Genomic DNA, 21,660 nt, shown 5'->3' with positions numbered 1-21,660 from the left:
TCCAAGGGTCCACCGTACTCATGGTCGACATATCGAACGCTGTGCGGATGATCGACCAGACCCTAGGGAGGGGACGGGGGAGCGTCAACGGGGCGGGAGGGGTGAAGTTCAGGAAAGGCCGACCGAGTTCAGGAGCCAGTCGTATGCGGCTTGTGCAGTGAACTCCTCCTGGCCGCCCCGCAGAAGCAGACCCGCGGTGGCGAACTCCGGTGCGTCGGCCTGGGCGGCGACGTAGGGGAGGGCGACGCAGCGCATCCCCGCCGCGTGCGCGGCGGCGGCGCCCGGGGCGGCGTCCTCCAGCACCACGCAGGCCGCCGGGTCCGCCCCGAGCCGGCGGGCTGCCTCCAGGAAGACGTCGGGAGCCGGCTTGCCGTGCGCGACCTCGTCAGCCGAGACGACGGTCCGCAGGTGGGCGTCCAGGCCCGTGCCTGTCAGCACCGCCTCGATGGCCTCGGGCGAGGATCCCGAGGCCACGGCCATGGGCACGCCTTCGGCCGCCAGCAACTCGACGAACTTGCGCATTTCGGGGTACGCGCGCGTGGAACTGCGCGCCAGTTCCAGATAGCGGCGGTTCTTGGCGGTGAACAGCTCTTCCACGGAGGCCCGCAGGCCGTACCGCTCGATCCAGTCCGCGACCGTCTCCTGCGTGCTGATGCCGACGTACCGCTCGTGGTCCGTCCAGCCGAAGTCGCGGACGCCGTGCTCGGCGAGGGTCTGCCGACCCGCCTCGTAGTAGTTCGGCTCGCTGTCCACGAGCGTTCCGTCGAGATCGAAGATGACCGATATGCCGCCGAGACTGCTCATGGTTCCAGCATGTCAAAGACCATGATCCCTAGGTCGCCGGGGGTCAGGCCCGGCCGCGCGGCCGATCGACTCCACCAGCGGCAGCAGCCGGTGGGGGACGCGCTCGCGCAGGGCGATCTCGGTGCGGGTGCGGACGACCCCGGGCAGGCTGATCAGCTTCTGGACCACATCCTCCAGATGCGCGTTGTCCCGCGCCACGACCCGGGTGAGCAGATCCCCGCCGCCCGTGATGGAGAACGCCTCGACGATCTCGGGCACCGCCGCCAGCGCGTCGCCCACCTCGTCGAGATGGCCCTGGGTGACCTCGATGTGCACGAACGCGAGCACCGGATGCCCGAGCGCGGCGGGGGAGAGGGCCGGTGCCGTGCCGGTGATCACGCCGTCCCGCTCCAGGCGGTCGAGCCGGGCCTGCAACGTGCCCCGGGCGACGCCGAGGAGACGGGCGTACTCGCGCACACTCGTGCGCGGCTGCTCCAGCAGCAGCCGCAGGATGCGGGTGTCGAGCTCGTCCACGGTCATGCGGTGCCCTCCTCGTGGCTCTGCCGCGGCCGCCTTCCGGCCGCTCCGGCTGTGCCAATGGCCCAGTCTAGAAGGAGGCTGTTGAGCCGGTGGCGTCCGAGATGGTGACAGTGAGGCGTCGATGGCGCTGCGGACCACCACCCGGTGGCCCGGAATCGCACCTTCCTCGCCGTGGTCGGCGCCGGCGTGTACGCGCGCCGCTGGGTCCGCGCGGGCACAGCCTCGGCGTGTTCGTGTTCATGACCTTCTTCGTGGCCCGGTTCCTGCACGCCACCACGGACCAGTTGCCCGAGCTGTACGCCGGGGTCCCGCTGTCCGTTCTCGCCGCCGCCGGAGGTGCGCTTCGGGCTGTGGTGCTACGAGCGCCGCCTGCCCCCCGGCCGCCGTGCCCGCCCCGCCGGGCGGCAGCGGGCTGGCCCGGGTGACCACACCACCTCGCGCGGCGAGAGCCTGGTCCGCGGCTTGCGTGCCGCCGGTACGCACCCGCAGCCTTCGCTCAGGGGGCGGCCGTCGAGGCTCGGGCGTCGGCGCGGAGCATGGACAGACCGGCCGGTGTGAGGGTGTGCAGAACGTTCCCGCCGTGTCGGCTGCTGATCAGCAGTCCCGCACCGCGCAGGACCCCGACGTGTTTGCTTACGGAGGACGGGGAGATCCCCGCTGCGCGGGCGATCTCCCCGGTGGTGGCGCCCGCTCCCGACGCCGCGACGCGCAGTACGGTCGCCCGGGTACGCCCGAGCAGTGCGGTCAGCGGGGTGGTGAGGGTCGCCGCGGCCGGTTCGTGCAGCAAGGGGCAGAGCAGCACGGGCGGTAGCCGGGGGTCGGCCAGGCTGACGGGGTTGTCCCAGCAGAAGTAGGACGGGACGAGCCGGATGCCCCGGCCGCCCAGATGCAGGTCCCGGTCTTCCGCGTAGCGGACGTGGAGGACCGGAGGCTGCCAGCGCATGGTCGGGCCGAGCCCGGCCAGCATCCCCTGGACGCCCCCAGCGAGGAGGTCGCGGCAGGACGACGACCGCTTCGCCTCCAGACGCGCGTGGATCTGGTCGGCGAACGGCCGCACGGCGACGTCGTGGTAGGAGCGGATCGTGGCCACGAGGTCCCGGCGCTCCTGCGTGCCGGTCAGCCGTCGTACCCACGCCGGAGCTCCGACTCTCCGGTCGAGCAGGGCCAGTTCGCGGCCTACCCGGCCGGCCGGTGTGGACACGATGGCGTCGAGCCCGGCGTCCAGCCCCTCGCCGCCACAACCCGGTTGGCTGGGCGTCAGGAAGTCAGGAAAGTACCGGGCTCTCGGAAACAGCGGCAGCAGCACCTCGCGCACGATGCGGTCGAGTTGCCGCTCACGTAATCGGGCATAGGTGGTCCGGTACCACCCGGCGTACGCCCAACGGCCCGCGCGGGTCTGGAAGCGGTGCAGGCTCGCGGCCACCTCCCAGAGTGCGTCGGGTGCCGTGGCCACCCGGGTTCTCGCCAGGTCAGCGTCCGTGAAGTGAATTCGGAGCACGCCGTTCCCCCTTGCGACCACGGCTTTTTCCTCCTGGCGACACAGCATGGCCAGTGGGGTGGAGGTTGGCAATAGTGAAGGCGACCAACTCGAAGAGTAAGGGGGAAAGATGAGGCGTATATTGGCCATGATCGCAGGAGTGGTCCTCCTGCTCGGTGCCATGGCCGGTACCTCGGCGGCCAGTTCGGCGAACGGCTCCGATCAGCAGAACCAGGTTTCCGCGGCGGCATTCAAGTCGGTGAAGATCGCTGCCGCGCCGTCCGGATGCAGTTCAGGAAACTTCTGCTTCTGGCCGAACGCCGGTTATTCGCCGGCGGGAAATCCGGGCGAGCTTTCCGGTAGGAACGCCGACTGGTCCGTCTTCTACCGCGGCGACTGTCCCAACGACAACTGGGACAACTGCGCGTCCTCGGACTACAACAACGGAAACAGCTGCGAAGCCGTCGTCTGGACCGGGAAGTCCTACTCCGGCACCGCGGGCTGGGTCCTCCGCGGCACAGGCGGGAACTTCAACTCCACGTTCAACAACGCCGTCTCCTCGAACAGCTGGGGCACGGCCTCTGGCGGTACGAGCGCGACCTGCGGCGGCCCTGTGCCGTAATCCGGGCTCAGGGTACCTGCCGTTCCAAGGTGTCCGCGGGCAACCGTCCGCGGACACCGCATCTCACCTCCGCCTTCCCATCAACGACCGAGAGGGTCCGGGCACCATGCGACTTGCCTCGCTCGCCTGCGCGATGGCGGGCGTCCTCGCACTGAGCGCCTGCGGGACATCCGCCACAGACAGTGATGCGACCGGCGTCGAACTCACCGGCGTCGAACTCGACCTCCTCACCCGTTCCGGGTCCTTCACCCGGTCCAATGTCGATCTCGCGAACGCGGAATCGAAACTCATATCGGCGTGCATGAAAGCGAAGGGGTTCCGCTACCGTGCCGAAGTGTCGGCCCCGGTGGCCGAATCCGATGAGGAACGCTCCCTGAACATGAAGGAGCGACGCGCCAGGGGCTACGGACTCGCTTCTCAGTACGGCTCCGACAAGGAAACCGCCGGCGCCGCGACCAACGACGCCTACGTGGCCGGACTGTCGAAGAAGAATGCCGACGCATACATGAAAGCTCTGCGAGGAGACACCACCGACTTCCGCGAGATGAGGTTCGGGGGCGGCCGGAACATCACTTTCTCGGCGCGTGGCTGTGAGGCGAAGAGCCGTACGTCTCTTTACGGAAGCCTGGACGACTGGGTCTCCGTCGCCTACTTCCCGCAGAATCTGAACAGCGAGCTCAGCCCCCGCGTGGAGAAGTCCCCGAAGTACCGCAGGGCCATGAACGACTGGCGGACATGTATGCGCGGCAAGGGATACACCTACGCGTCCCCCGACACGGCCTACGATCAGCTCAAGGCCGCCTACCGCGCCAAGGGCGTCACCACCGCCCTGCGAGACCGGGAGATCGCCGTCGCCGTGGCGGACGGCGACTGCGGCGCCGAAGTCCACGTTCCCTCCACCGTCCTGGCCCTGCGCCGCGACCACGCGCAGACGCTGCGCACCACTGACAAGCTCCAGCTACGGCGCCTCGCAGCCATCTGGAAGGCGGCCGCCGACCGCGTCCGGTGACGCCGGCGCCAGCACGTGGTTGTTCGGGTGCAGCCCGGACCCTGTGGGAAGACGCCGAGGTGACGGCGGTCGTCGCGTTGTCCGATGTGCACGCGGCGGCCGCCATACGCGTGGCGCGGGACCGCGGGATGGCGGTTCCGGACGATGTCTCGGTGATCGGTTACGACGACGCGCCCGTGGCCGCCCTGACCGACCTCTCCACGATCCGCCAGCCGATCGTGGAGAAGGGCCGGCAGGCCGCCGTCATGCTGTTGGACCGCATCGCCGGGGGCGGCCGTAAGCGGACTGTGCTGCGAACCAGGCTGGTGGAGCGGGGTTCCACGGCCGCGCCACGCCTGTGAGGCCGTGACACCCCGTTCCTCCTGGCGCGGGCTCCGGGGCTCTTCGACGCAGAGTCTGGGGCTCGGCGGCCGTCCACGTGGTGTCCGAGTCGTGAGCACGCAAGGTGGGCAGGAGCGGTGTGGCCGACCGTGCGTCGCGGGTGAGCAGCGGGCCCGATCCGCGCCCCGTGCGCTCGGCGTGTGCGAGCGCCTCGTCTCTCCAGGCCATCCCTGTGGTGACGACGACCTGGTAGTCACCCATGTCCGCGTCCGTCTTCGAACCTGGTTCAGCCCGACCGCATCACGGCGGACATCGAGGGCCGGGATGGGTGAGACGCGGTGAGCAGAGCGCCGTGCACGGCTGAGGACGCCGCCCGGGTGGCATAGCGAGCGGTGTCCGGAGGCCATGCGTCACGTTCCTGGTGGATCAGGAGACAAACCGCGCCGTGCACGCCGGCACACAGCAGTCTGGCGGTTTCGGTGGTGCTCTCCACCGGTACTCCGGCATCGGCACAGGCTGCGACCTTGTCCCGGAAATAGCGGAAACACGCGTCCTCGTTCCGGCGACTGGCCTCGGTGGCCTCGCCATCCATCACCAGTCGGTACTGGGAGGGGTGGCGAAGCCCGAACGCGATGTAGGCGACGCAGGTTTCGTAGAGCGCCGTCACCGGGTCCGGGACCTCCCGGGACACTGCTTCCAACTCGATGAACAGTGAACTCCACACACGCAGGCACGTGGCGTGGACGAGTTCCCTCTTCGAGGCGAAGTGGAGGTAGACGGCCGGCGGGGTGACTCCCGCGCTTGTCGCCACCGCGCGAATCGTAAGAGCGTCGGCGCCACCGTCTTCGAGCAACTGGTCGGCGATGTCGAGAAGCTGGTCGCGGAGCAGGCCGCCCTGGCCCTTGGCGGCACGAACGCGGGATCCGGTCACAGCAAGGTGCCTTCGGACGAGAGCGGCATCAGGATGTCTTCGGTTTGACGCTGGTGACGACCTGGGTCACCCGGGCGCACAGTTCCCCTTCGGCATCGTGCACGTCGACCTCGACGACGGTGTTGCGACCCACACGCAGGGGACGAGCTGTCGCGACGACGTCTGTGTGTGCCGGCCGAAGGAAGTGCGTGGTCGACTCCACGGTGGCCGGTGCGGCGCCGGCCGGACCGTTGAGGGCGGCGCACACGGCACCGCTCACATCGGCGAGTCCCATCAACGCGCCCCCATGGAGGGCACCGCCCACTGTGGAGAGCGAGAGATCGTGCGCCAGCGTGGCTCGAACGCCGGATGCCGTCATCTCGTCGAACACGACTCCGAGGGTCTTGGCGTACGGCGCGAGCGCGTAGACGTCTTCGGCTTCGAGTGTGGGCACGGGCTGCTCCCATCTGAGTTGAGTACGACAAGTTATCAACGTTAACTCAGGCCGTCGACCCGGGACTTCGGATCGGCACCTGCATGGCAGGTCCCTGTGGTCCACACGGTGCGCGACTGACGTACGACGGCTACGGGGAAGTCCTTTCGCGGAGAGCGGGGCTCGTGTCGCCTGGTGGTGTGCCGACGCGGCCCAGCGACCGGTCGGCTGTGCACAGGGCCAGGAACACAGCGGCCACACCGATGAGCAACCAGGCCATGGCATGCAGTCCGGAACTGGTGGCGCCGCCGCGGAAGAACACGGCGCCCGCCGCCGCCGCGAACATGCGTTTCGAGGAACCGCTGGACCGCGGGGAGGACCGCGAAGTGGTTGTGGCCGGTGCCGGGCACGATGTCGAGGCGTGCGTCGATGCCGTGTTCGCGCCAGTTGGCGCGCAGCGCGTTGATACATTCCATGCGGTTGGCCCCCGCGGTCACGGGCCGGCGCTCGTCGTCCGGTACGAGCTCGGCTGCGTCGGTGTCGTTCTCGCCGATGACCAGTTGCACGGGAAGGCCGTGCAGAGCTGCCGGGTCGGCGTCGGTCCCGAATCCTTGATGACGTCCCAGGGTGAGGCGAAGTCGGCGGACGGTCGTTTCGCGACGGGGTGCGTCTCGGTGGCGGAAGGCTGACCGGTGTGCGACAGCGTGGCGGCGTGGTGCCGGCGGCCCAGGAAGAACCAGGACGTGGCGAGCAGCAGCAGCATGAGGACGGGCGGGATGGCGAACGCCAGGGTGATCCTGCGGTCGACGACGAGCAGGCTGATCAGGGACGAGACGACGATCGTGAGACTGACGCCGGCCTTCACGAAGCCCTGGGCCTTGCCCCGGTGGGAGGGGGCGACGTAGTCGGGGACCAGGGTCTCCGTGATGCCCTTGAACGCGTTGGCCATGGCCGCACGCAGGCCGCCTCTCCCCAGCCGTGGACCGGCGAGAACGGCCCGCGTCACGCATGAATCAGCTGGACTGGAGCGAGGGGACGGTCGGCGACCGGGACGGGTTCGGGGCACCCACACAGCCTTCACCACTTGAATCACCGTCATCCGGCGGCTGTTGTACCAAGCATGTTTATTTCCGCCCAGACGGACATGCGGTGGCGTCCTCCAGAGCTGGTCGTCGAGGTTGGCGCTGCCCCACTGGACGACGGGGGCACCGTGCCCGCGTCGGTGAGGGTCCACTTCTGGGAGCCGGCGCTGGAGGCGGTGTTCTGGACGAGGGCCGACGGCGGTGCCGGCGGTGGTGGAGCCGGCCGGGATGCTGCCCTGGTCTTGGCCGAATCTGATCCATTGGCCTCCCATTGGCCGGGATCGAGACTGATCATCTGTGCCATTGGCACAGTCAATGGGATGACAGTTGAGCCATTGGGCCCCGAGGTGGTTATCTTTGTCCTATCCATGTACTTGCGGCGCCGCGTAGCGCCGGACGGCGACGAGGCCGGGTCCGGACCGCGGTGCCTTCGTCGTGCCTGCTTGTTGCCCGCCACCCGGGACGACCGTGGGCAGGACGCGTACCACCGCGAGGGGGGCGGCGCACCGCCGTGAAGAGGATGTTCGTGGCTCCGGACCCGGGGCGCCTGAGGCTGCGGAACGCGACCCGCGCTGTCATCGGTGTCGCCGCCGCCGTCACCGTTTCCGAACTCTGCGGGCTGTCGCTCACCGCATCGATCACCGGAGGGCTCGCGGCACTGCTCGCCCTCTTCACGGTCACCGATGCGACCGTCCGTGACCAGCGGATCACCACCGCCCTGCTTCCCATCGCCGGATTCCCCGTGCTGGCGCTCGCCACCTCACTGCACGGCATCACCCCGGCCCGCGACGCCGCGTTCCTGGCCGTCGTCTTCTGTGGGGTCTACGCCCGCCGCTGGGGCCCGCGAGGCCACGCGCTCGGGATCTTCGCGTTCATGAACTTCTTCATGACACAGTTCCTGCACGCGGTTCCCGCTCAACTGCCCGAGCTGTACACTGCCGTGGGCCTCGCCCTTTTCGCGGCCGGCGCCACGCGCTTCGTGCTCTGGCCCATCGAGCGTCACACCCCACCCGCGGCAGCCCCGTCGGCCCTGCCCGGCAGCGGATTGGCGCGGCCCACCACCCGACAGGCCTTCCAGGCCACTGCTGCCTCGACTCTCGCGCTTCTGGTCGGGCAGCTGCTCTCCCAAGAGCGCTGGTACTGGGCCGTCGGTACTGTCTGGTGGATCTTCGTCAACACGGCTTCTCGCGGCGAAACCCTGGTCCGCGGTTTCCGCCGGGTCTTCGGAACTGTGATCGGTATCGCCGTCGGGCTGCTGGTCGCCATCCCGCTGCACGGCGCGCCCGCGCCGACGGCCGCCCTGGTCGCCGTCTGTGTCTTCGGCATCTTCTACACCGCCGCCGTCTCGTATTCCTGGATGATGCTGGCAGTGACGGTCATGGTCAGCTTGCTGTACGGCCTGCTGGGCGTGCTGGACCCCGGCCTGCTCGGGCTCCGTCTTGCAGAGACCGGTGTGGGCGCGCTGTGTGCCGCGCTGGCCGTGGCCCTCGTCCTGCCGGTCACCACGCACGCCACGAACGATGCCTGGATCCAGCGGGCCCTGCGCTGTGTCCACGCCTGCACCGCCGAGACCGCCCGGCGCCTGGCGGGCGCGGTCGACGCCGACCCCGCCCCACGGGTGGCGGAACTGGAGCAGCTGCTCGCCCGGGTACGGCTCTCGGTCGCGCCGCTGGTGCACCCGCTGAACCCGATGCTCGGCCGCAAGCGACGCGCCCGGCACGTGCTCGCCCTCCTCGACGCCTGCGCCCGGGAGATCCGGGGCCTGGTCGCCGTCGCCGCGGACCCGGAGGCCTCCCACGACGCCCGGCTGGCCGCCGCCTGCTACCGCGTCCAGGCCGCGGTCGAGGCGCTCACCGACGGCGGAGACGTCTCCCTCCAGCCGGACGACTCCGCCGCGACGGAACCCGCCCTGGCCCACCTGCACGGCCTGGAACGAGCCCTGGCGGAACTCGCCCGCCCCCTCCGCACGCCGCCGTCTGGTTCGCCGCTTGTCGGTGCCTGAGCGCTGTACGGCGCTGAGGGGCCCCGGCCGGGCTCGCTCGGCGGGCGGCTCTCCGCCCCTGGAACGGGTCGGCTCAGTCCTTGACCGTTTGGTCTAGACCGCGCATGATCGGCAGCGCGGGCATTCCGGACGGTCGAGGGACGTGTTCAGGGACGAGAGGGGACAGCGGTGGCGGACGGCGGCAGGCGGAGGGCGTACATCGGGTCGTTCACGGCGGCCGGCGGCCCCGGGATCGTGACGGCGGCCGTCGATGCCGACAGCGGTGCGCTGACCGCCCTGAGCAGCGTCGACGCCGTCCCCGACCCCGCCTCCTTGGCCTTGTCCCCCGACGCGCGGACGCTGTACGCGGTCAGTGAGACGGCCGAGGGCGCGGTGGCCGCGTACCGCGTGGACGGGGACAGGCCCGAGCCGGCCGGACCGCCCGTGCCGGTCGGCGGGAACGGGCCGACCCACCTCAGTCTGTTCGCCGGACACGTCCTGACCGCCAACTACGGCTCCGGCAGCGTCACCGCGATCCCCCTCCGCCCGGACGGCACCCTCGCGCGGTCCCGCGCCCACGTGCTCCAGCACACCGGCTCGGGCCCGCACAGCCCGCGCCAGCAGGGTCCGCACGCCCACCAGGTACAGCCCGACCCGAGCGGCCGCTGGGCCGTCAGCGTCGACCTCGGGACCGACTCCGTGCGGGTCTGCACGCTGACGGACGGCGCCCTCGTCCTGCACAAGGAGACCGCCCTGCGGCCCGGCTCGGGCCCGCGCCACCTCGCCTTCCACCCGGAAAGGCCGTACGCGTACGTCGTGAACGAACTCACCCCCTCCGTCACCGTCTGCCGCTGGGACGAGGCCGAGGGCGTGCTGACACCGCTGGCCGAGACCCCGGTCCTGCCCGGCGCACCGGCCGGCGACGCCTACCCCTCGGGCATCGTCACCTCGCCCGACGGCCGCTTCGTGTGGACCGCCACGCGAGGCGAGGACGTCCTGTCCGTGCTCGCCGTCGAGGGCGAGCGACTGCGGCTGATCACCACGGTGCCCTGCGGTGGCCACTGGCCCCGCGCCCTCACCGCGTCCGACCGCTCCCTCTACGTCGCCAACGAACGCTCGGGCGACGTGACCTGGTTCGCCACCGACCCGCGCACGGGCATTCCGCGACGCGCCGGCTCGATCGGAGTGACGGCGGCGTCGTGCGTGATCCTCGGCTGACGGGGATACGGGGATACGGGGATACGGGGATACCGGGGGGCGCCGCCCCGACGACGAAGGCCCGCCCCTGACCGGGGCGGGCCTTCTCGGCCGTACCGGGGGACGTCAGCGAACCGGCGTGCCCTGAGCCTGCTGCGGCGCGATCCCCAGCGCCGTCGTGTACTTGGCCAGCGCCAGCTTCCCGATCGCCGGGTACGCACCGAGCGACTCGGCGGCGGAGCACTCCGCCTCCTTCGCGGCCTCCTCGACCAGTCCCGGCTCGATCTCCGGGCCGATCAGATACGGCGCGAGGGCGAGCTGCTGCGAACCCGAGGAGCGCAGCTGCTCGGCGACGGACGCGATGGAGCCCTCCTGGTCCAGGGCCGCCGCCATCACCGGCACCGCCAGGCGCGCGGCGAGCAGCATGCCGGTGATCCCGGCCGCCTGCACGGCCTCGTCACCGCCCACGGAGGCCAGGATGATGCCGTCGGCGGCGGTCGCCACGGTGAACAGCCGGGCGCGGTCCGCGCGGGCCAGGCCGGCCTCGGAGAGCCGCACGTGCAGCGCCTCGGCGAGCAGCGGGTGCGGACCGAGGACATCGGTCAGCTCGGCGGCGATCCGGCTCTCCATGACGGCCTGGCGGACCCGGCGCAGCAGCGCGCTGTCCGGGCCGGCGAGCAGCGGCACGACGACGGCGACCGGCCCGTCGGGCTCCCTGACGTCCAGGCCGGCGGCACGCGCCTGCTCGAAGCGGGCGGTGCGCTCCTCGGCGGCGTACGTGAGCACGGCCTGGAGCGTGGGGAACTCCGCGTTGTCCCCGTCGAGGTACCCGATGCGGGCGTCGAGGCCGGGCAGCTCGGAGCGGGCGATGCTCACGACCTCTTCGGCGAGGCTGCGGGTGGCGCTACTGGGCGTGCCCGGCACGGCGAGGACGAGCGCGGGCGCGCCCTCGGGAGCCACCAGCGGCTCCGGGCGGCGGTGCCGTCCGGGCTGGCGGGGTCGCGGCATTCGTACTGGGAGGCCGGACTCGGGTCCAGTGGGGGAACTCATGGCGCCGCATGTTACTGGCTTCTTGGGCTCCCCTGTTCGGGGAGGGGTCAGGTGAGCGGTATCCGTCCGCTTTTGTCTGATGAGTTACGTACGGATTGAATGACCTGCGGATGGTGCGCGATCGGATCAATCACCCGATCGGGTGGTCACGCTCAGCATGGTCTCGTCACCCGGCAGGGTGAGCGGACCGGCGCTCAGCTCGGCCGCCATGCGCACCGAGCCGTGCAGCGGATCGCCCTCGGCCGGCACCCGTCGCGCGTGCGGGAGCCGCTTCGCCAGTTCCTCGTCGAGGGGTGCGAGGAGCGGGTGGCCGATCTTGAACAGGCCGCCCGTGACGGCGACGCGCGAGGCGCCGCCGGGGCACACGGCCGCCGCGGAGTCGGCCATGTGCCGGGCGGCCGCGCGCAGGATGCCCGCCGCCACGGGGTCCTCCTCCGCGCAGACGGCCACCCGGGGCGCGAACGAGGCGAGGACGGCGGGGCGGTCCGGCCGTGGATACAGTGCGCCGGGCAGCCCGGCCACGGGCCCGAACACCTCCTCGGCGCAGGCCAGCAGCCGGGCCGAGCCGCCTTCCCGGCCGTCGTGGGCTCGCAGCGCGGCCTCCAGCCCGGCCCGCCCGATCCAGGCACCGCCACCGCAGTCGCCGAGCAGATGCCCCCAGCCGTCCGCCCGACGCCAGCCCGCCAGGTCGGTCCCGATCGCGATCAGTCCCGTACCACCGGCGATCACGGCACCGGGCCGGGGCCCGAGGGCACCCACGTACGCGGTCACCGCGTCGGCGGCCAGCGCGACCCTCCGCACACCGAACTCCCGCGCCAGGGCACCCGGCAGTTCGGCGCGCAGCCCGGCACCGAGGGAGGCCAGCCCGGCCGCGCCGACGACGGCGGCGGTCAGTCGCACAGGACCGGCCTCGGCGGTCAGGGCGCGCACCAGCGGCACGAGTCGCGCCATGAAGTGCTCCGGGTCGATGCCCCGGTCACCCGTGCGCACCGGCTCGTCGGACGTCCGCCGGGCGAGCGGTCCGCGCTCGGCGGTTCCGACCACCACCCGGAGTCCGGACCCGCCGGAGTCCACCGCGAGGAAGCCGGAGCCTTCCGGCGCCCCGGTCACGGCAGGCGCCAGTCCACCGGTTGGCCGCCCTGACGGATCAGCAGGTCGTTGGCCCGGCTGAACGGGCGGGAGCCGAAGAAGCCCCGGTCCGCCGACATGGGGGAGGGGTGGGCGGATTCCACGGAGGGCAGGTCGCCGAGCAGTGGGCGCAGGTTGCGGGCGTCACGGCCCCACAGGATGGACACCAGGGGCTTGCCGCGCGCCGCCAGGGCCCGGATCGCCTGCTCGGTGACCTCCTCCCAGCCCTTGCCCCGGTGGGCCCCGGGCTTGCGCGGGGCGGTGGTGAGCGCCCTGTTGAGCAGCAGCACGCCCTGCTGCGTCCAGGGCGTGAGGTCACCGCAGGACGGCTGCGGCAGTCCCAGATCGGCGTTCAGCTCGCGGAAGATGTTGATGAGGCTGCCGGGCAGCGGCCGCACCTCGGGCGCGACCGAGAACGACAGCCCCACCGCGTGCCCCGGGGTCGGATACGGGTCCTGACCGACGATCAGGACCCGTACGTCGTCGAAGGGCTGCTGGAAGGCCCGCAACACGTTCGGCCCGGCCGGGAGGTAGGTGCGTCCCGCGGCGATCTCCGCGCGGAGGAAGTCCCCCATCGCGGCGACGCGTTCGGCCACCGGTTCCAGGGCCTTCGCCCAGCCCGCTTCGACGATTTCATGCAAGGGTCGTGGTGCCACGGGCGTCACCCTACTGCCGTACGGGCAGCGGCGATCAACCAGTGGCCAAGGGCCGCTCGTAAGCTCATCCCTCGCCTCGTACCTCCCCCCGTCCCCCACCTGGTCCCCGCCTCAGCCGACGACCGCGGCCCGCACGCACAGCACGTCCGGCAGATGCGCGGCGAGCTGCTGCCAGCTGTCGCCGTCGTCCGCCGAGGCGAACACCTCGCCGTTGCGGTTGCCGAAGTAGACGCCCGCCGGGTCCGCGTCGTCCGTGCACATCGCGTCGCGCAGCACCGTGCCGTAGTGGTCCTCCTGGGGCAGCCCCGCCGAGAGCGGCTCCCAGCTCTTGCCCGCGTCCGCCGTCCGGTAGACCCGGCACCGGCGGTCGGCCGGGACCCGGTCGGCGTCGGCGCTGATCGGGAACACGTACGCGGTGTCCCCTCTGTGCGGATGTGCGGCCGCCGCGAAGCCGAACGTGGACGGCAGGCCCTCGCCGATGTCCGTCCAGTGCGCACCCGCGTCGTCGCTGCGGTAGACACCCCAGTGGTTCTGGAGGTAGAGCCGGTCCGGGTTCGCCGCGTCCCGCGTCACCTTGTGCACGCACTGGCCGAACTCCGGGTTCGGGTCGGGCAGGAACACCGCGGAGACGCCCGAGTTGGAGGGCGCCCAGCTCGCTCCGCCGTCCAGCGTGCGGAACACACCGGCGGTCGAGACGGCGACCGTCACCGCGTTGGGGTCGCGTGCGTCGGTGAGTACGGTGTGCAGGCCCTCACCGCCACCGCCCGGCACCCACTTCGACCGCGTGGGGTGCTCCCACAGGGGCCGGACGAGCTCGAACGTCTCGCCACGGTCCTCCGAGCGGTACAGCGCGGCCGGTTCCGTGCCCGCGTACACCACGTCCGGCTCGGCCGCGGCCGGGTGCAGTTGCCACACCCGCTCCAGGGACGCCCCCGTGTCCTGGGGGAACTTGACGGCCGGCCGGGCCGGTTCGGTCCAGGTCCGGCCCAGGTCGTCGGAGTGGAACACGGACGGGCCCCAGTGCGCGCTGTCGCCGCCGGCCAGCAGCCGCGGGGTCGCGGTGCGGGTGTCGATGGCGACCGAGTACACGGCCTGCGCGTTGAAGTAGGGGCTCTGGTCGAACTCCCAGGCGCCACCGTCCCGCCGGCGCCCGATGAACAGGCCTTTGCGCGTGCCCACGGCGAGCAGTACCTCGGTCATGCCGATCACCTCCGCGGCGTCGTCGTCGACGCCCTCGTCTCAGACACGGGCCAGTCTGCACCCCACCACTGACAGTCACCCCCGGAGCGGACTCCGGCGCAGGTCAGGGCCGTGTCGGCGCCGCGTACGGGCGTCAGGCGCCCCGCCCGCGAAGACGCTGCCACAGCCCGAGGCGCCCCCTTGTGGGTACGTGCAGTGAGCATCCAGCGGCCCTCTTCCGTATGGGGAGGGCGGCGGGATGGTCATGCGCTCGTGAGGAGGAGCCTTCGATGGCGTTACGTGGTCCGAAGGTGTGGCTGTGGCGCTGGCGGCGCAATCCGCTCAAACGGCGCGCCGACAGGGTGGAGGCCTGGGTCGTGCTGGGCGTGTGGATGCTCACCGTGTTCGTCGGGGTGCTCGCCGGCCTGACGGTGAGCCGTTCCGTGGAGGACGGGCTGGCCCGCGAGCGGGTCGAATGGCGCCCCCTCGTGGCCCGGCTCGCCGAGCGGGCTCCCGGGACGGCCTCCGAGAACGGCGACGTCTCCCGTGCCGAGCACGTCTGGGCGGAGGCACGGTGGACCGCTGCGGACGGTTCCCCGCAGTCCGGCCAGGTGCGGGTGCTGGCGGGCAGCCAGGCCGGTTCGCCGATCACCGTGTGGACGGACCGCGAGGGCCGCCAGGTGACCCGCCCCGTCACCGAGTCCCAGGCTCGCGTGCGCGCCTCGCTGATCGGCGGCGTGGCGGGCGTCTGCGCTGCGCTCGCCCCACTCGCCGTCGGCCGCGCGGTACGCCGCCGCCTGGAACGCCGCCGCATGGACCAGTGGGACGCCGAGTGGTCCCGCTTCGGCCCGATGTGGGGGCGCACGACGGGGTGACCGGAGGGGCTGGTCCCGGTCCGGTGGAAGGACTGGTCGCCGTCCGATGGGCGCGGCGGGTCGCAGTCCGGCGGGGCGGGTCGGTCCCGGTCCGGCGGGGGCGGCTGGTCGCTGTCCGGCGGGGCAGGGGGGCAAGGCCGCCGAGGGCTGCTGGTCCCCTTCTGATGGGCGCGGTTGGTCGCGGTCCGATGCGGCGGGGCGGTGCCAGCCCAGCGGGGGCGGGTGGTCCCCGTCCGATGGGCGCGGCGGGTCGCAGTCCGGCGGGGGCGGCTGGTCGTGGTCCGATGGGGCGGGGCGGTCCCCGTCCGATGGGGACGGCTGGTCGCAGTCCGACGGGGCAGGGCGGTCCCAGCCCGGCGGGGGCGGGTGGTGCCTGTCCGATGGGCGGGATGGTCCCCGTCTAGGGGCTGGTCGCGGTCCGGCGGGGCAGGGCGGTCCAAGCCGCCGAGAGCCACTGGTCCCCGTCTAATGGGCGCGGCCGGTCGCGGTCCGGTGGGGCAGGGCGGTCCCCGTCCGGCAGGCAGGGCGGCCCCAGCCCGGCGAGGGCCACGGTTCACCGTCCGACGGGCGCGGCCGGTCACGGTCCGATGGGGCGGGGCGGTCCCGGTCCGGCGGGGGCCGCTGGTCGCGGTCCGATGGGGCGGGAGGGTCACGGTCCGGCGGGGGCGGCTGGTCGCGGTCCTACGGGCGGGGCGTCCCACGTCCGGCGAAGGTGGCTGGTCCCCGTCCGGCGGGACCGCCGGTCCCGCCCGACACGGCAGGCCGGTCCCACCCGGACGCGGGCGTACGCGTTCCACCCCGCCCGCTCTACCCGCCACCCTCCCGGCTCAGCGCCCCCCGGCACAGCCGCAACAACCCCTCGTCCTCATGGATGCCGTGGCTGCCGCAGCCGCCGGAGTCGGCCCGATGCCGTCGTGGGGACGTGAGCTCCGCTCGCAGCAGGTCGTGCAGGGGCGCTCCCATGGGGCCCAGCGCTGCCACGCACCCGGCGATCGCCGTGCGGGTGCGCGGGTGCTCCGTCCATGCGGCGCGGAGGACGGGCAGGACCTGCTCCCGTTCCGGCTCCCCGGTGATCCGCCACACCGCGCAGGCCGCCGCTGCCCGTTCCGGCGCTTCGCCGGAGCCGGTCATCCGGCGCAGCGCGGGCAGGGCCGTACGGGCCGCCGGCCCCAGGCGTCCGAGTAAGTCGGCCGCCGCCGGCCGATACCGGCCCCTCCCGCCGTCCGTCAGCTTGCGGAGCAGTACGGGCACGACGGCATCCGCCTCACCCGTGACCGACCACAGGGCGTCCGCGGCCGCGACGGCGCAGTCGGTCTCCAGCAGCCCGCGCAGATCCGGTACCGCCTCGTGCGCGGCGCTGCCCACCGCCCCCAGGGCACGGACCGCCGCCTCCGTGACGGCGCCGCGCAGCCGCAGCCCGTCCGGCATGCCACGCAGCAGGCGCAGCACCGACGGCACGGACTCGGCGTCGCCCAGTGCCGCGAGTGCCGTCAGGAGGGGGACGGCCCGCTCATGCGTGTCGGGGCCGCCGAGCGGAACACGGGCGAGGCGTCGCCGCAGGGCGGGGGCGAGCGGCGCGGCAGCGCGGCCCAGATGGGGTATCACCAGCCCCAGGTCGTGCGGTACGACCGGGCCTGCCAGCACCTCGGCCAGCACCGGCGTGGCCCGCGCGTCCCCGGCCCTGGCCAGTGCCTTGAGCGGGCTGCCCAGCGTCGGCGCCCCCCGCTCCCCGTGGCGTACGCGAAGCTCGGGACGGCCGGTCACCAGGGCGTGGAGGTGGTCCGAGGCAGGCAGGGCCAGTTCGAAGAGCTCCACCAGGACGGCGACCGCCGCGTCGTGCAACCAGCCTTCCTCGGCGTCCAGTTGGGCACCTATGAGGGCGACCGGCTCCACCACGTCGGTACGCCACTCGCGGAACAGCCCGGCCGACATCCACACGGCGTTGCACCGGTCGAGGGGATCCGGACTGGTCAACTGTCCGCACAGCAGGGCGACCCGGTCGGCCACCCGGCAGCCGAGCGCGGAGTGCAGGGTGCGCAGCAGCCGGGAGCCCTCCTCGTCCGAGGGGCGCAGGCGCCGCAGCCGCCCGGCGAGCGTGTCCGCGCCGGGACCGTCCTGCGCGAATCTCTCGCAGCCGCGCTGCCCGGACCTGTCCCGGAGCAGCCGGACCACCGTGGGTACGAGATCCGCAGGAAGCAACTCCGGGGCGCACTGCGCCAGCTGGCCGAGCGCGGCGAGGCGCAGCCCCGGTTCGTAAGGCGGCCCGCTCAGCGCCGCCAGCAGGCCCACCGCCTCCGCGGCGTGACAGTCACCGGCCGGCAGGTGCCGCCGTGCGAACAGGCCGAGGCTCTCGGCCAGGGCCAGCAGGACCCGGTCGTCCCGCTCCACGGTGAGCCGCTCCCGTAACAGGGCGAGCACACGAGCCGGTCGGTCGAGGAACCGCACAAGCGCCGCCGGGGCCGCCCGGCGCACTCCGGCGTCCGCGTCCCCGGCCAGCAGTACGAAGACATCGGCACCCGCGCGCAGGACGGCACGAGCCTGCGCGGCGAGATCGTCGGCCCCACCCCCGTCCCCATCGAACTCACCCCCGCCGGCCCCGACCCCACCCCCGTCGGCCCCGCCGATACTGACAAGGAGCTCCACGACCCCCGCCCGGTCCCGCACCTCCTCACGGACGGCGAGCGCGAGGAGAAACGGAACACAGGCGAGCGTCGAGTCGTACAGGCCTCCCTGGTGGTGCACGGCGCCGTACATCCGGTCGAGCGCGGTCTCCCGCTCGGCCTGGTCGGCGGAGGCCAGTCCCCGGAGCAGTCCGGGCACGTCCTCCGCGCTGCCGTAGGCGTGCCGCAGCGAGGCCCAGTCGACCTCGTCGATCCCCCTGAACACGTTGTCCTCCCCGGGCGAAGTGCCAACTGACGGGGAGTCTGCACCACGGCACTGACAACGAAGTGGAATCGGGAGGTGACTGTCCGCGAACTGTGTGCCCGTTGGCCGACAGCGGCTCGTCGCCGCCGGGGGAGGACCGCTCAGTTCCCGACGGGCAGCGCGCGGTCCACGATCGCGTCGAGGTCCGCACCCTCCGGCAGCGTCCCGAACGCGTGCCCCCAGTCGCCCCCGAGCCGGGTCGCGCAGAACGCGTCGGCGACCGCCGGCGGGGCGTACCGGACGAGGAGGGAGGCCTGGAGCGTCAGTGCCATCTCCTCCACGAGACGGCGGGCCGTCGTCTGGGACGCCCCGGACAGCCGGTCTCTGAGCCGCACCACGGCCGCGTCCAGCCGCGCGTCCGCCCCCCGGGCACGGGCGAACTCGCCGAACAGGGCCTCGGCCGTGCCCGGTTCACGGCTCAGCGCTCGCAGCACGTCGAGGGCGTTGACGTTCCCCGAGCCCTCCCAGATCGACAGCAGAGGAGCCTCGCGGTAGTGACGGGGCATACCCGAGTCCTCGACGTAGCCGTTGCCGCCGAGGCACTCCAGCGCCTCCGCGGTGAAGGCCGGACCTCGCTTGGTCACCCAGTACTTGCCGACGGCGGTGGCGATCCTGCGGAACGCGGTCTCCTGGGCGTCCCCGCGGATCGCCCGGTCGGCCGCCCCGGCCAGCCGCAGGGTGAGGGTCGTGGCGGCCTCGGACTCCAGCGCCAGATCGGCCAGAACGTTGCGCATCAGCGGCTGGTCCACCAGCCGTGCGCCGAACGCGCTGCGGTGCCGCGCGTGGTGCCCGGCCTCGACGAGCGACTTGCGCATCAGTGCGGCCGACATCATCACGCAGTCGAGCCGCGTGCAGTTGACCATCTCGATGATGGTCTTCACACCCTGCCCCTCGGGGCCGACCAGCCAGGCGACGGTCCCGTCGAACTCGGGCTCGGAGGAGGCGTTGGACCGGTTGCCCAGCTTGTCCTTCAGACGCTGGATGCGGAAGGTGTTGCGGGTGCCGTCGGGCAGCACGCGCGGCACCAGGAAGCAGGACAGGCCGCCCGGGGCCTGCGCCAGTACCAGGAACACGTCGCACATCGGCGCAGACGTGAACCACTTGTGCCCGCGCAGGGTGTACACCCCGGGTTCGGACGTGGGCGTGGCCGTCGTGGTGTTCGTCCGGACGTCGGAGCCGCCCTGCTTCTCGGTCATCCCCATGCCCGCCAGCAGCCCGCGCTTCTCCGTGGGCACCCGCAGCCCGGGCTCGTACTCCCGGCTCGTCAGCAGCGGTCCGTAGACCTTCGCCAGCTCCGGCTGCCTGCGCAGTGCGGGGACGGCCGCGTAGGTCATCGACGTCGGGCAGCCGTGCCCGGCCTCCGTGTGGCCCCACACCAGTCCGCCCGCGGTCCGGGAGACATGGGCGCCCGCCCGGTCGTCCGCCCAGGGCGACGCGGCCAGTCCCTCGGCGATCGCGGTGCGCATCAGGTGGTGCCAGCTCGGGTGGAAGTCGACCTCGTCGACGCGGTTGCCGTACCGGTCGTGCGTCCGCAGCTCCGGCTCGTGGCGATTGGCCAGGTCGGCCCACTCCTGCGCCTGGACGCTGCCGGCCTGCCTGCCGAGCCGCCGCAGGTCCTCCTCGGACCACCCGGCGCCCTCCCGCCGCAACCCCTCCAGCAGGGCCGCGTCCTCGGAGGCGTCGTACGGGGCGTACGGCGGAGCCTGGTTGGTGACGTCGTGCGTGGCGGCTCCGCCGTACGCCCGCTGTTCGTCGAGTGTCGAGACCATACGTCGAGTGTTGCACTCTTCCTGCAGTCGCAGCAATCCTGCAACACGCAATTCCGCCGCGTACAGTACGTGACCATGCCGATGAACGTCCCGGCGCGGCCCGGCGCGCTCGATCTGCGGCCGCTGTCCGCGCGGTCGGTCGTGCTGAGCCTGCTCCTCGGAACGCATCCCCCCGAACTGCCGGTCAGGGAGCTCGTGCGGCTCGTGGAGGGCTTCGGCGTCGGCGGCTCCACACTGCGGGCGGCGCTCAGCCGAATGGTGGCCGCCGGCGATCTGCGGCGCACGGACACCGGCTACCGCCTCAGCGACCGGCTGCTGGATCGCCAGCGCCGCCAGGACGACGCCGTGCACCCGCGCACGCGCGCGTGGGACGGCGACTGGGAGATGGTGGTGATCACCGCGACGGGACGCGGCCCCGCCGAACGCGCCGATCTGCGGGCCCGGCTGACCGCCCTCCGGCTCGCCGAACTCCGCGAGGGCGTCTGGCTCCGCCCCGCCAACCTGGCCCGCGCCCTCCTCGGCGACCTGGACCGGGTGGCCCAGCACTACACGGCCCGCCCCGACCGGCCCGCCCGCGACCTGGCCCGGAGCCTGTGGCCGCTGGACGCCTGGTCCGCCACGGCCCGCGCGCTGCTCGCCCACATCGCCCGGACACCCCGCCCGGCCGACCGCCTGACCGCCTTCGCCGCCGTCGTGCGGCACCTGCTGGCCGACCCCGTCCTGCCGCCCGGACTCCTGCCGGCCGACTGGCCGGGAGCCGAGCTGCGCGCCGCCTACACCGACTACCAGCGGGAGCTGATCGGCGAGGTGCGTGCGCGGGTGCGGGGCGTATGACGCGGACGGCCGTGCGAAGCGCCCGCCAGGACGCTTCGCACGGCCGTCTTCACCGTGGGGGGACTGCCTCAGGGACTACCTGTAGGTGATGTCCGAGGTGGAGTACTTGCAGTTGGTGCTGTCGGGTCCCGTCCCCACGGCGGTGTTGTTGTTGTACTTCTGGCAGGGGACGACCTTCCGGCTCGCGTCGTTGCGGATCGTGATGCCGCGCAGCGTCGCCACGTCGTTGCGGTTGACGTTGATGCCGACGAGCCGGGCGGTGGTGCCCGTGCCGGTCACGTCGATGGTGTTGAGGTTGACCTTGCGGGTGTACTGCGTGGAGCAGTCGCCGCAGGAGCGGTAGAGCGTCTTGAACTCCTGCACCGCGAAGTTGGAGATGTTCAGGGTGCCGCCGCCGTTGTGCTGGAAGACCTTGTCCGCCGCCTTCTTCGCGCCGCCGCCGATCACGTGGTACGTGGCGCCGGTGCCGCCGCGGAAGGTGGCGGCGTCCTCGCCGACGTCCTCCCACCAGACGTTCTGGAGCGTGCAGCTGCCCTCGCAGTGGATGCCGTCGGCCGCGGGGGCGCCGAGGATGACGTTCTTCAGCACCGCGCCGTCGGTGAGCTTGAAGATCGGGTCCTGGCCCTCCTCCTGGCCGTCACCGGCCAGGCTTCCGGTGCCGTAGAACCGCTTCATCCCGTAGTCCTTGGTGCCGGACACGGAGATGGTGGAGGAGGTCCCCTGGCTGCCGTTGGGGGTGGGCCAGGTGGCGGCGCTCGCCGTCGGCGCGTTGGTAGTCATGATCATGCCAACCGACAGGCCGAGGGTGGCCAGCGCGCCGGTCAGCGCGCGCCTGCGGGCGCGCGGACGTGTCGCAGAAGTCATGTCCCGATTCCTTCTGTCGTCTGAG

Annotated in this window: 20 protein-coding genes and 1 pseudogene; 8 read left to right on the top strand and 13 right to left on the bottom strand. The window is 72.4% G+C overall.

Annotation, left to right across the window (positions count from 1 at the left end; genetic code table 11):
• Positions 1–108: 108 nt before the first annotated feature.
• On the bottom strand, positions 109–804 hold the full coding sequence (locus CP976_RS05345; protein WP_150479266.1) for an HAD family hydrolase: 696 nt from the start codon (positions 802–804) through the stop codon (positions 109–111).
• A gap of 12 nt (positions 805–816) precedes the next feature.
• Positions 817–1,323 (bottom strand): Lrp/AsnC family transcriptional regulator, encoded by a 507-nt coding sequence (locus tag CP976_RS05340; RefSeq protein ID WP_150479265.1) that lies wholly within the window; start codon positions 1,321–1,323, stop codon positions 817–819.
• Positions 1,324–1,461: 138 nt separating this feature from the next.
• On the opposite strand from CP976_RS05340, the pseudogene CP976_RS43600 reads away from it, so the two are divergent.
• Positions 1,462–1,753 (top strand): annotated as a pseudogene (locus tag CP976_RS43600) (FUSC family protein); the annotation flags it as partial.
• Positions 1,754–1,819: 66 nt separating this feature from the next.
• Here CP976_RS43600 and CP976_RS05330 read toward each other — a convergent pair.
• The gene (locus CP976_RS05330) at positions 1,820–2,821 is read right to left on the bottom strand and encodes an ArsR/SmtB family transcription factor (RefSeq protein WP_150479264.1); all 1,002 of its coding nucleotides are present in this window, start codon (positions 2,819–2,821) and stop codon (positions 1,820–1,822) included.
• A 109-nt stretch (positions 2,822–2,930) separates the two neighbouring features.
• On the opposite strand from CP976_RS05330, the gene CP976_RS05325 reads away from it, so the two are divergent.
• The 3 genes from CP976_RS05325 to CP976_RS05315 all read left to right on the top strand — a co-directional run bounded on the left by CP976_RS05325 (position 2,931) and on the right by CP976_RS05315 (position 4,772).
• Positions 2,931–3,422 (top strand): peptidase inhibitor family I36 protein, encoded by a 492-nt coding sequence (locus CP976_RS05325; protein WP_150479263.1) that lies wholly within the window; start codon positions 2,931–2,933, stop codon positions 3,420–3,422.
• 106 nt (positions 3,423–3,528) lie between these two features.
• Positions 3,529–4,431 (top strand): hypothetical protein, encoded by a 903-nt coding sequence (locus tag CP976_RS05320; protein ID WP_150479262.1) that lies wholly within the window; start codon positions 3,529–3,531, stop codon positions 4,429–4,431.
• Complete coding sequence (locus CP976_RS05315; RefSeq protein WP_268250162.1) at positions 4,428–4,772, top strand: substrate-binding domain-containing protein; 345 nt, start codon at positions 4,428–4,430, stop codon at positions 4,770–4,772. Before CP976_RS05320 ends, CP976_RS05315 begins: the two co-directional genes overlap by 4 nt.
• A 266-nt stretch (positions 4,773–5,038) precedes the next feature.
• Here CP976_RS05315 and CP976_RS05310 read toward each other — a convergent pair whose 3' ends face one another.
• The 3 genes from CP976_RS05310 to CP976_RS43595 all read right to left on the bottom strand — a co-directional run bounded on the left by CP976_RS05310 (position 5,039) and on the right by CP976_RS43595 (position 7,044).
• Complete coding sequence (locus CP976_RS05310) at positions 5,039–5,683, bottom strand: TetR/AcrR family transcriptional regulator (protein ID WP_150479260.1); 645 nt, start codon at positions 5,681–5,683, stop codon at positions 5,039–5,041.
• Between the two features lie 28 nt (positions 5,684–5,711).
• Positions 5,712–6,116: a PaaI family thioesterase gene (locus CP976_RS05305; protein WP_150479259.1), complete on the bottom strand. Its 405-nt coding sequence runs from the start codon at positions 6,114–6,116 to the stop codon at positions 5,712–5,714.
• Between the two features lie 472 nt (positions 6,117–6,588).
• Positions 6,589–7,044, bottom strand: coding sequence for an MFS transporter (locus tag CP976_RS43595; protein WP_229876376.1), 456 nt, complete (start codon positions 7,042–7,044; stop codon positions 6,589–6,591).
• Positions 7,045–7,697: 653 nt separating this feature from the next.
• Here CP976_RS43595 and CP976_RS05295 point away from each other — a divergent pair.
• The gene (locus tag CP976_RS05295) at positions 7,698–9,179 is read left to right on the top strand and encodes an FUSC family protein (RefSeq protein ID WP_150485239.1); all 1,482 of its coding nucleotides are present in this window, start codon (positions 7,698–7,700) and stop codon (positions 9,177–9,179) included.
• 168 nt (positions 9,180–9,347) lie between these two features.
• The gene (locus CP976_RS05290; RefSeq protein WP_150479258.1) at positions 9,348–10,376 is read left to right on the top strand and encodes a lactonase family protein; all 1,029 of its coding nucleotides are present in this window, start codon (positions 9,348–9,350) and stop codon (positions 10,374–10,376) included.
• Between the two features lie 105 nt (positions 10,377–10,481).
• On the opposite strand, the gene CP976_RS05285 is transcribed toward CP976_RS05290, so the two are convergent.
• The 4 genes from CP976_RS05285 to CP976_RS05270 all read right to left on the bottom strand — a co-directional run bounded on the left by CP976_RS05285 (position 10,482) and on the right by CP976_RS05270 (position 14,398).
• A complete protein-coding gene (locus CP976_RS05285; protein ID WP_150479257.1) occupies positions 10,482–11,405 on the bottom strand; it encodes a sirohydrochlorin chelatase in 924 nt (307 codons plus the stop codon).
• 126 nt (positions 11,406–11,531) lie between these two features.
• A complete protein-coding gene (locus tag CP976_RS05280; protein ID WP_150479256.1) occupies positions 11,532–12,515 on the bottom strand; it encodes an N-acetylglucosamine kinase in 984 nt (327 codons plus the stop codon).
• The gene (locus CP976_RS05275) at positions 12,512–13,189 is read right to left on the bottom strand and encodes a uracil-DNA glycosylase (protein ID WP_150479255.1); all 678 of its coding nucleotides are present in this window, start codon (positions 13,187–13,189) and stop codon (positions 12,512–12,514) included. Before CP976_RS05275 ends, CP976_RS05280 begins: the two co-directional genes overlap by 4 nt.
• 111 nt (positions 13,190–13,300) lie before the next feature.
• Positions 13,301–14,398, bottom strand: coding sequence for a WD40/YVTN/BNR-like repeat-containing protein (locus tag CP976_RS05270; protein WP_150479254.1), 1,098 nt, complete (start codon positions 14,396–14,398; stop codon positions 13,301–13,303).
• A gap of 260 nt (positions 14,399–14,658) precedes the next feature.
• On the opposite strand from CP976_RS05270, the gene CP976_RS05265 reads away from it, so the two are divergent.
• Positions 14,659–15,243: an Rv1733c family protein gene (locus CP976_RS05265; RefSeq protein ID WP_150479253.1), complete on the top strand. Its 585-nt coding sequence runs from the start codon at positions 14,659–14,661 to the stop codon at positions 15,241–15,243.
• 807 nt (positions 15,244–16,050) lie between these two features.
• Here CP976_RS05265 and CP976_RS05260 read toward each other — a convergent pair.
• Together CP976_RS05260 and CP976_RS05255 are read right to left on the bottom strand one after the other, a co-directional pair.
• A complete protein-coding gene (locus CP976_RS05260; protein WP_150479252.1) occupies positions 16,051–18,129 on the bottom strand; it encodes a HEAT repeat domain-containing protein in 2,079 nt (692 codons plus the stop codon).
• Positions 18,130–18,269: 140 nt separating this feature from the next.
• On the bottom strand, positions 18,270–19,937 hold the full coding sequence (locus tag CP976_RS05255; protein WP_150479251.1) for an acyl-CoA dehydrogenase family protein: 1,668 nt from the start codon (positions 19,935–19,937) through the stop codon (positions 18,270–18,272).
• A 75-nt stretch (positions 19,938–20,012) separates the two neighbouring features.
• Here CP976_RS05255 and CP976_RS05250 point away from each other — a divergent pair, with 75 nt between their 5' ends.
• A complete protein-coding gene (locus CP976_RS05250) occupies positions 20,013–20,771 on the top strand; it encodes a PaaX family transcriptional regulator C-terminal domain-containing protein (protein ID WP_150479250.1) in 759 nt (252 codons plus the stop codon).
• A gap of 75 nt (positions 20,772–20,846) precedes the next feature.
• Here CP976_RS05250 and CP976_RS05245 read toward each other — a convergent pair whose 3' ends face one another.
• The gene (locus CP976_RS05245; RefSeq protein ID WP_150479249.1) at positions 20,847–21,635 is read right to left on the bottom strand and encodes a pectate lyase; all 789 of its coding nucleotides are present in this window, start codon (positions 21,633–21,635) and stop codon (positions 20,847–20,849) included.
• Positions 21,636–21,660 lie beyond the last annotated feature (25 nt).

It is taken from the genome of Streptomyces coeruleorubidus, from assembly GCF_008705135.1.
GTDB lineage: Bacteria > Actinomycetota > Actinomycetes > Streptomycetales > Streptomycetaceae > Streptomyces > Streptomyces coeruleofuscus.
This window is presented reverse-complemented; position numbering and strand designations above follow the sequence as displayed.

Bases quoted from the DNA above. Each gene is read 5' to 3' on its own strand.
- CP976_RS05340 (WP_150479265.1), bottom strand. From the start codon at position 1,323: ATGACCGTGGACGAGCTCGACACCCGCATCCTGCGGCTGCTGCTGGAG.
- CP976_RS05295 (WP_150485239.1), top strand. From the start codon at position 7,698: ATGTTCGTGGCTCCGGACCCGGGGCGCCTGAGGCTGCGGAACGCGACC.
- CP976_RS05265 (WP_150479253.1), top strand. From the start codon at position 14,659: ATGGCGTTACGTGGTCCGAAGGTGTGGCTGTGGCGCTGGCGGCGCAAT.
- CP976_RS05250 (WP_150479250.1), top strand. From the start codon at position 20,013: ATGCCGATGAACGTCCCGGCGCGGCCCGGCGCGCTCGATCTGCGGCCG.
- CP976_RS05245 (WP_150479249.1), bottom strand. From the start codon at position 21,635: ATGACTTCTGCGACACGTCCGCGCGCCCGCAGGCGCGCGCTGACCGGC.
- CP976_RS05345 (WP_150479266.1), bottom strand. From the start codon at position 804: ATGAGCAGTCTCGGCGGCATATCGGTCATCTTCGATCTCGACGGAACG.
- CP976_RS05320 (WP_150479262.1), top strand. From the start codon at position 3,529: ATGCGACTTGCCTCGCTCGCCTGCGCGATGGCGGGCGTCCTCGCACTG.
- CP976_RS43595 (WP_229876376.1), bottom strand. From the start codon at position 7,044: ATGGCCAACGCGTTCAAGGGCATCACGGAGACCCTGGTCCCCGACTAC.
- CP976_RS05285 (WP_150479257.1), bottom strand. From the start codon at position 11,405: ATGAGTTCCCCCACTGGACCCGAGTCCGGCCTCCCAGTACGAATGCCG.
- CP976_RS05325 (WP_150479263.1), top strand. From the start codon at position 2,931: ATGAGGCGTATATTGGCCATGATCGCAGGAGTGGTCCTCCTGCTCGGT.
- CP976_RS05255 (WP_150479251.1), bottom strand. From the start codon at position 19,937: ATGGTCTCGACACTCGACGAACAGCGGGCGTACGGCGGAGCCGCCACG.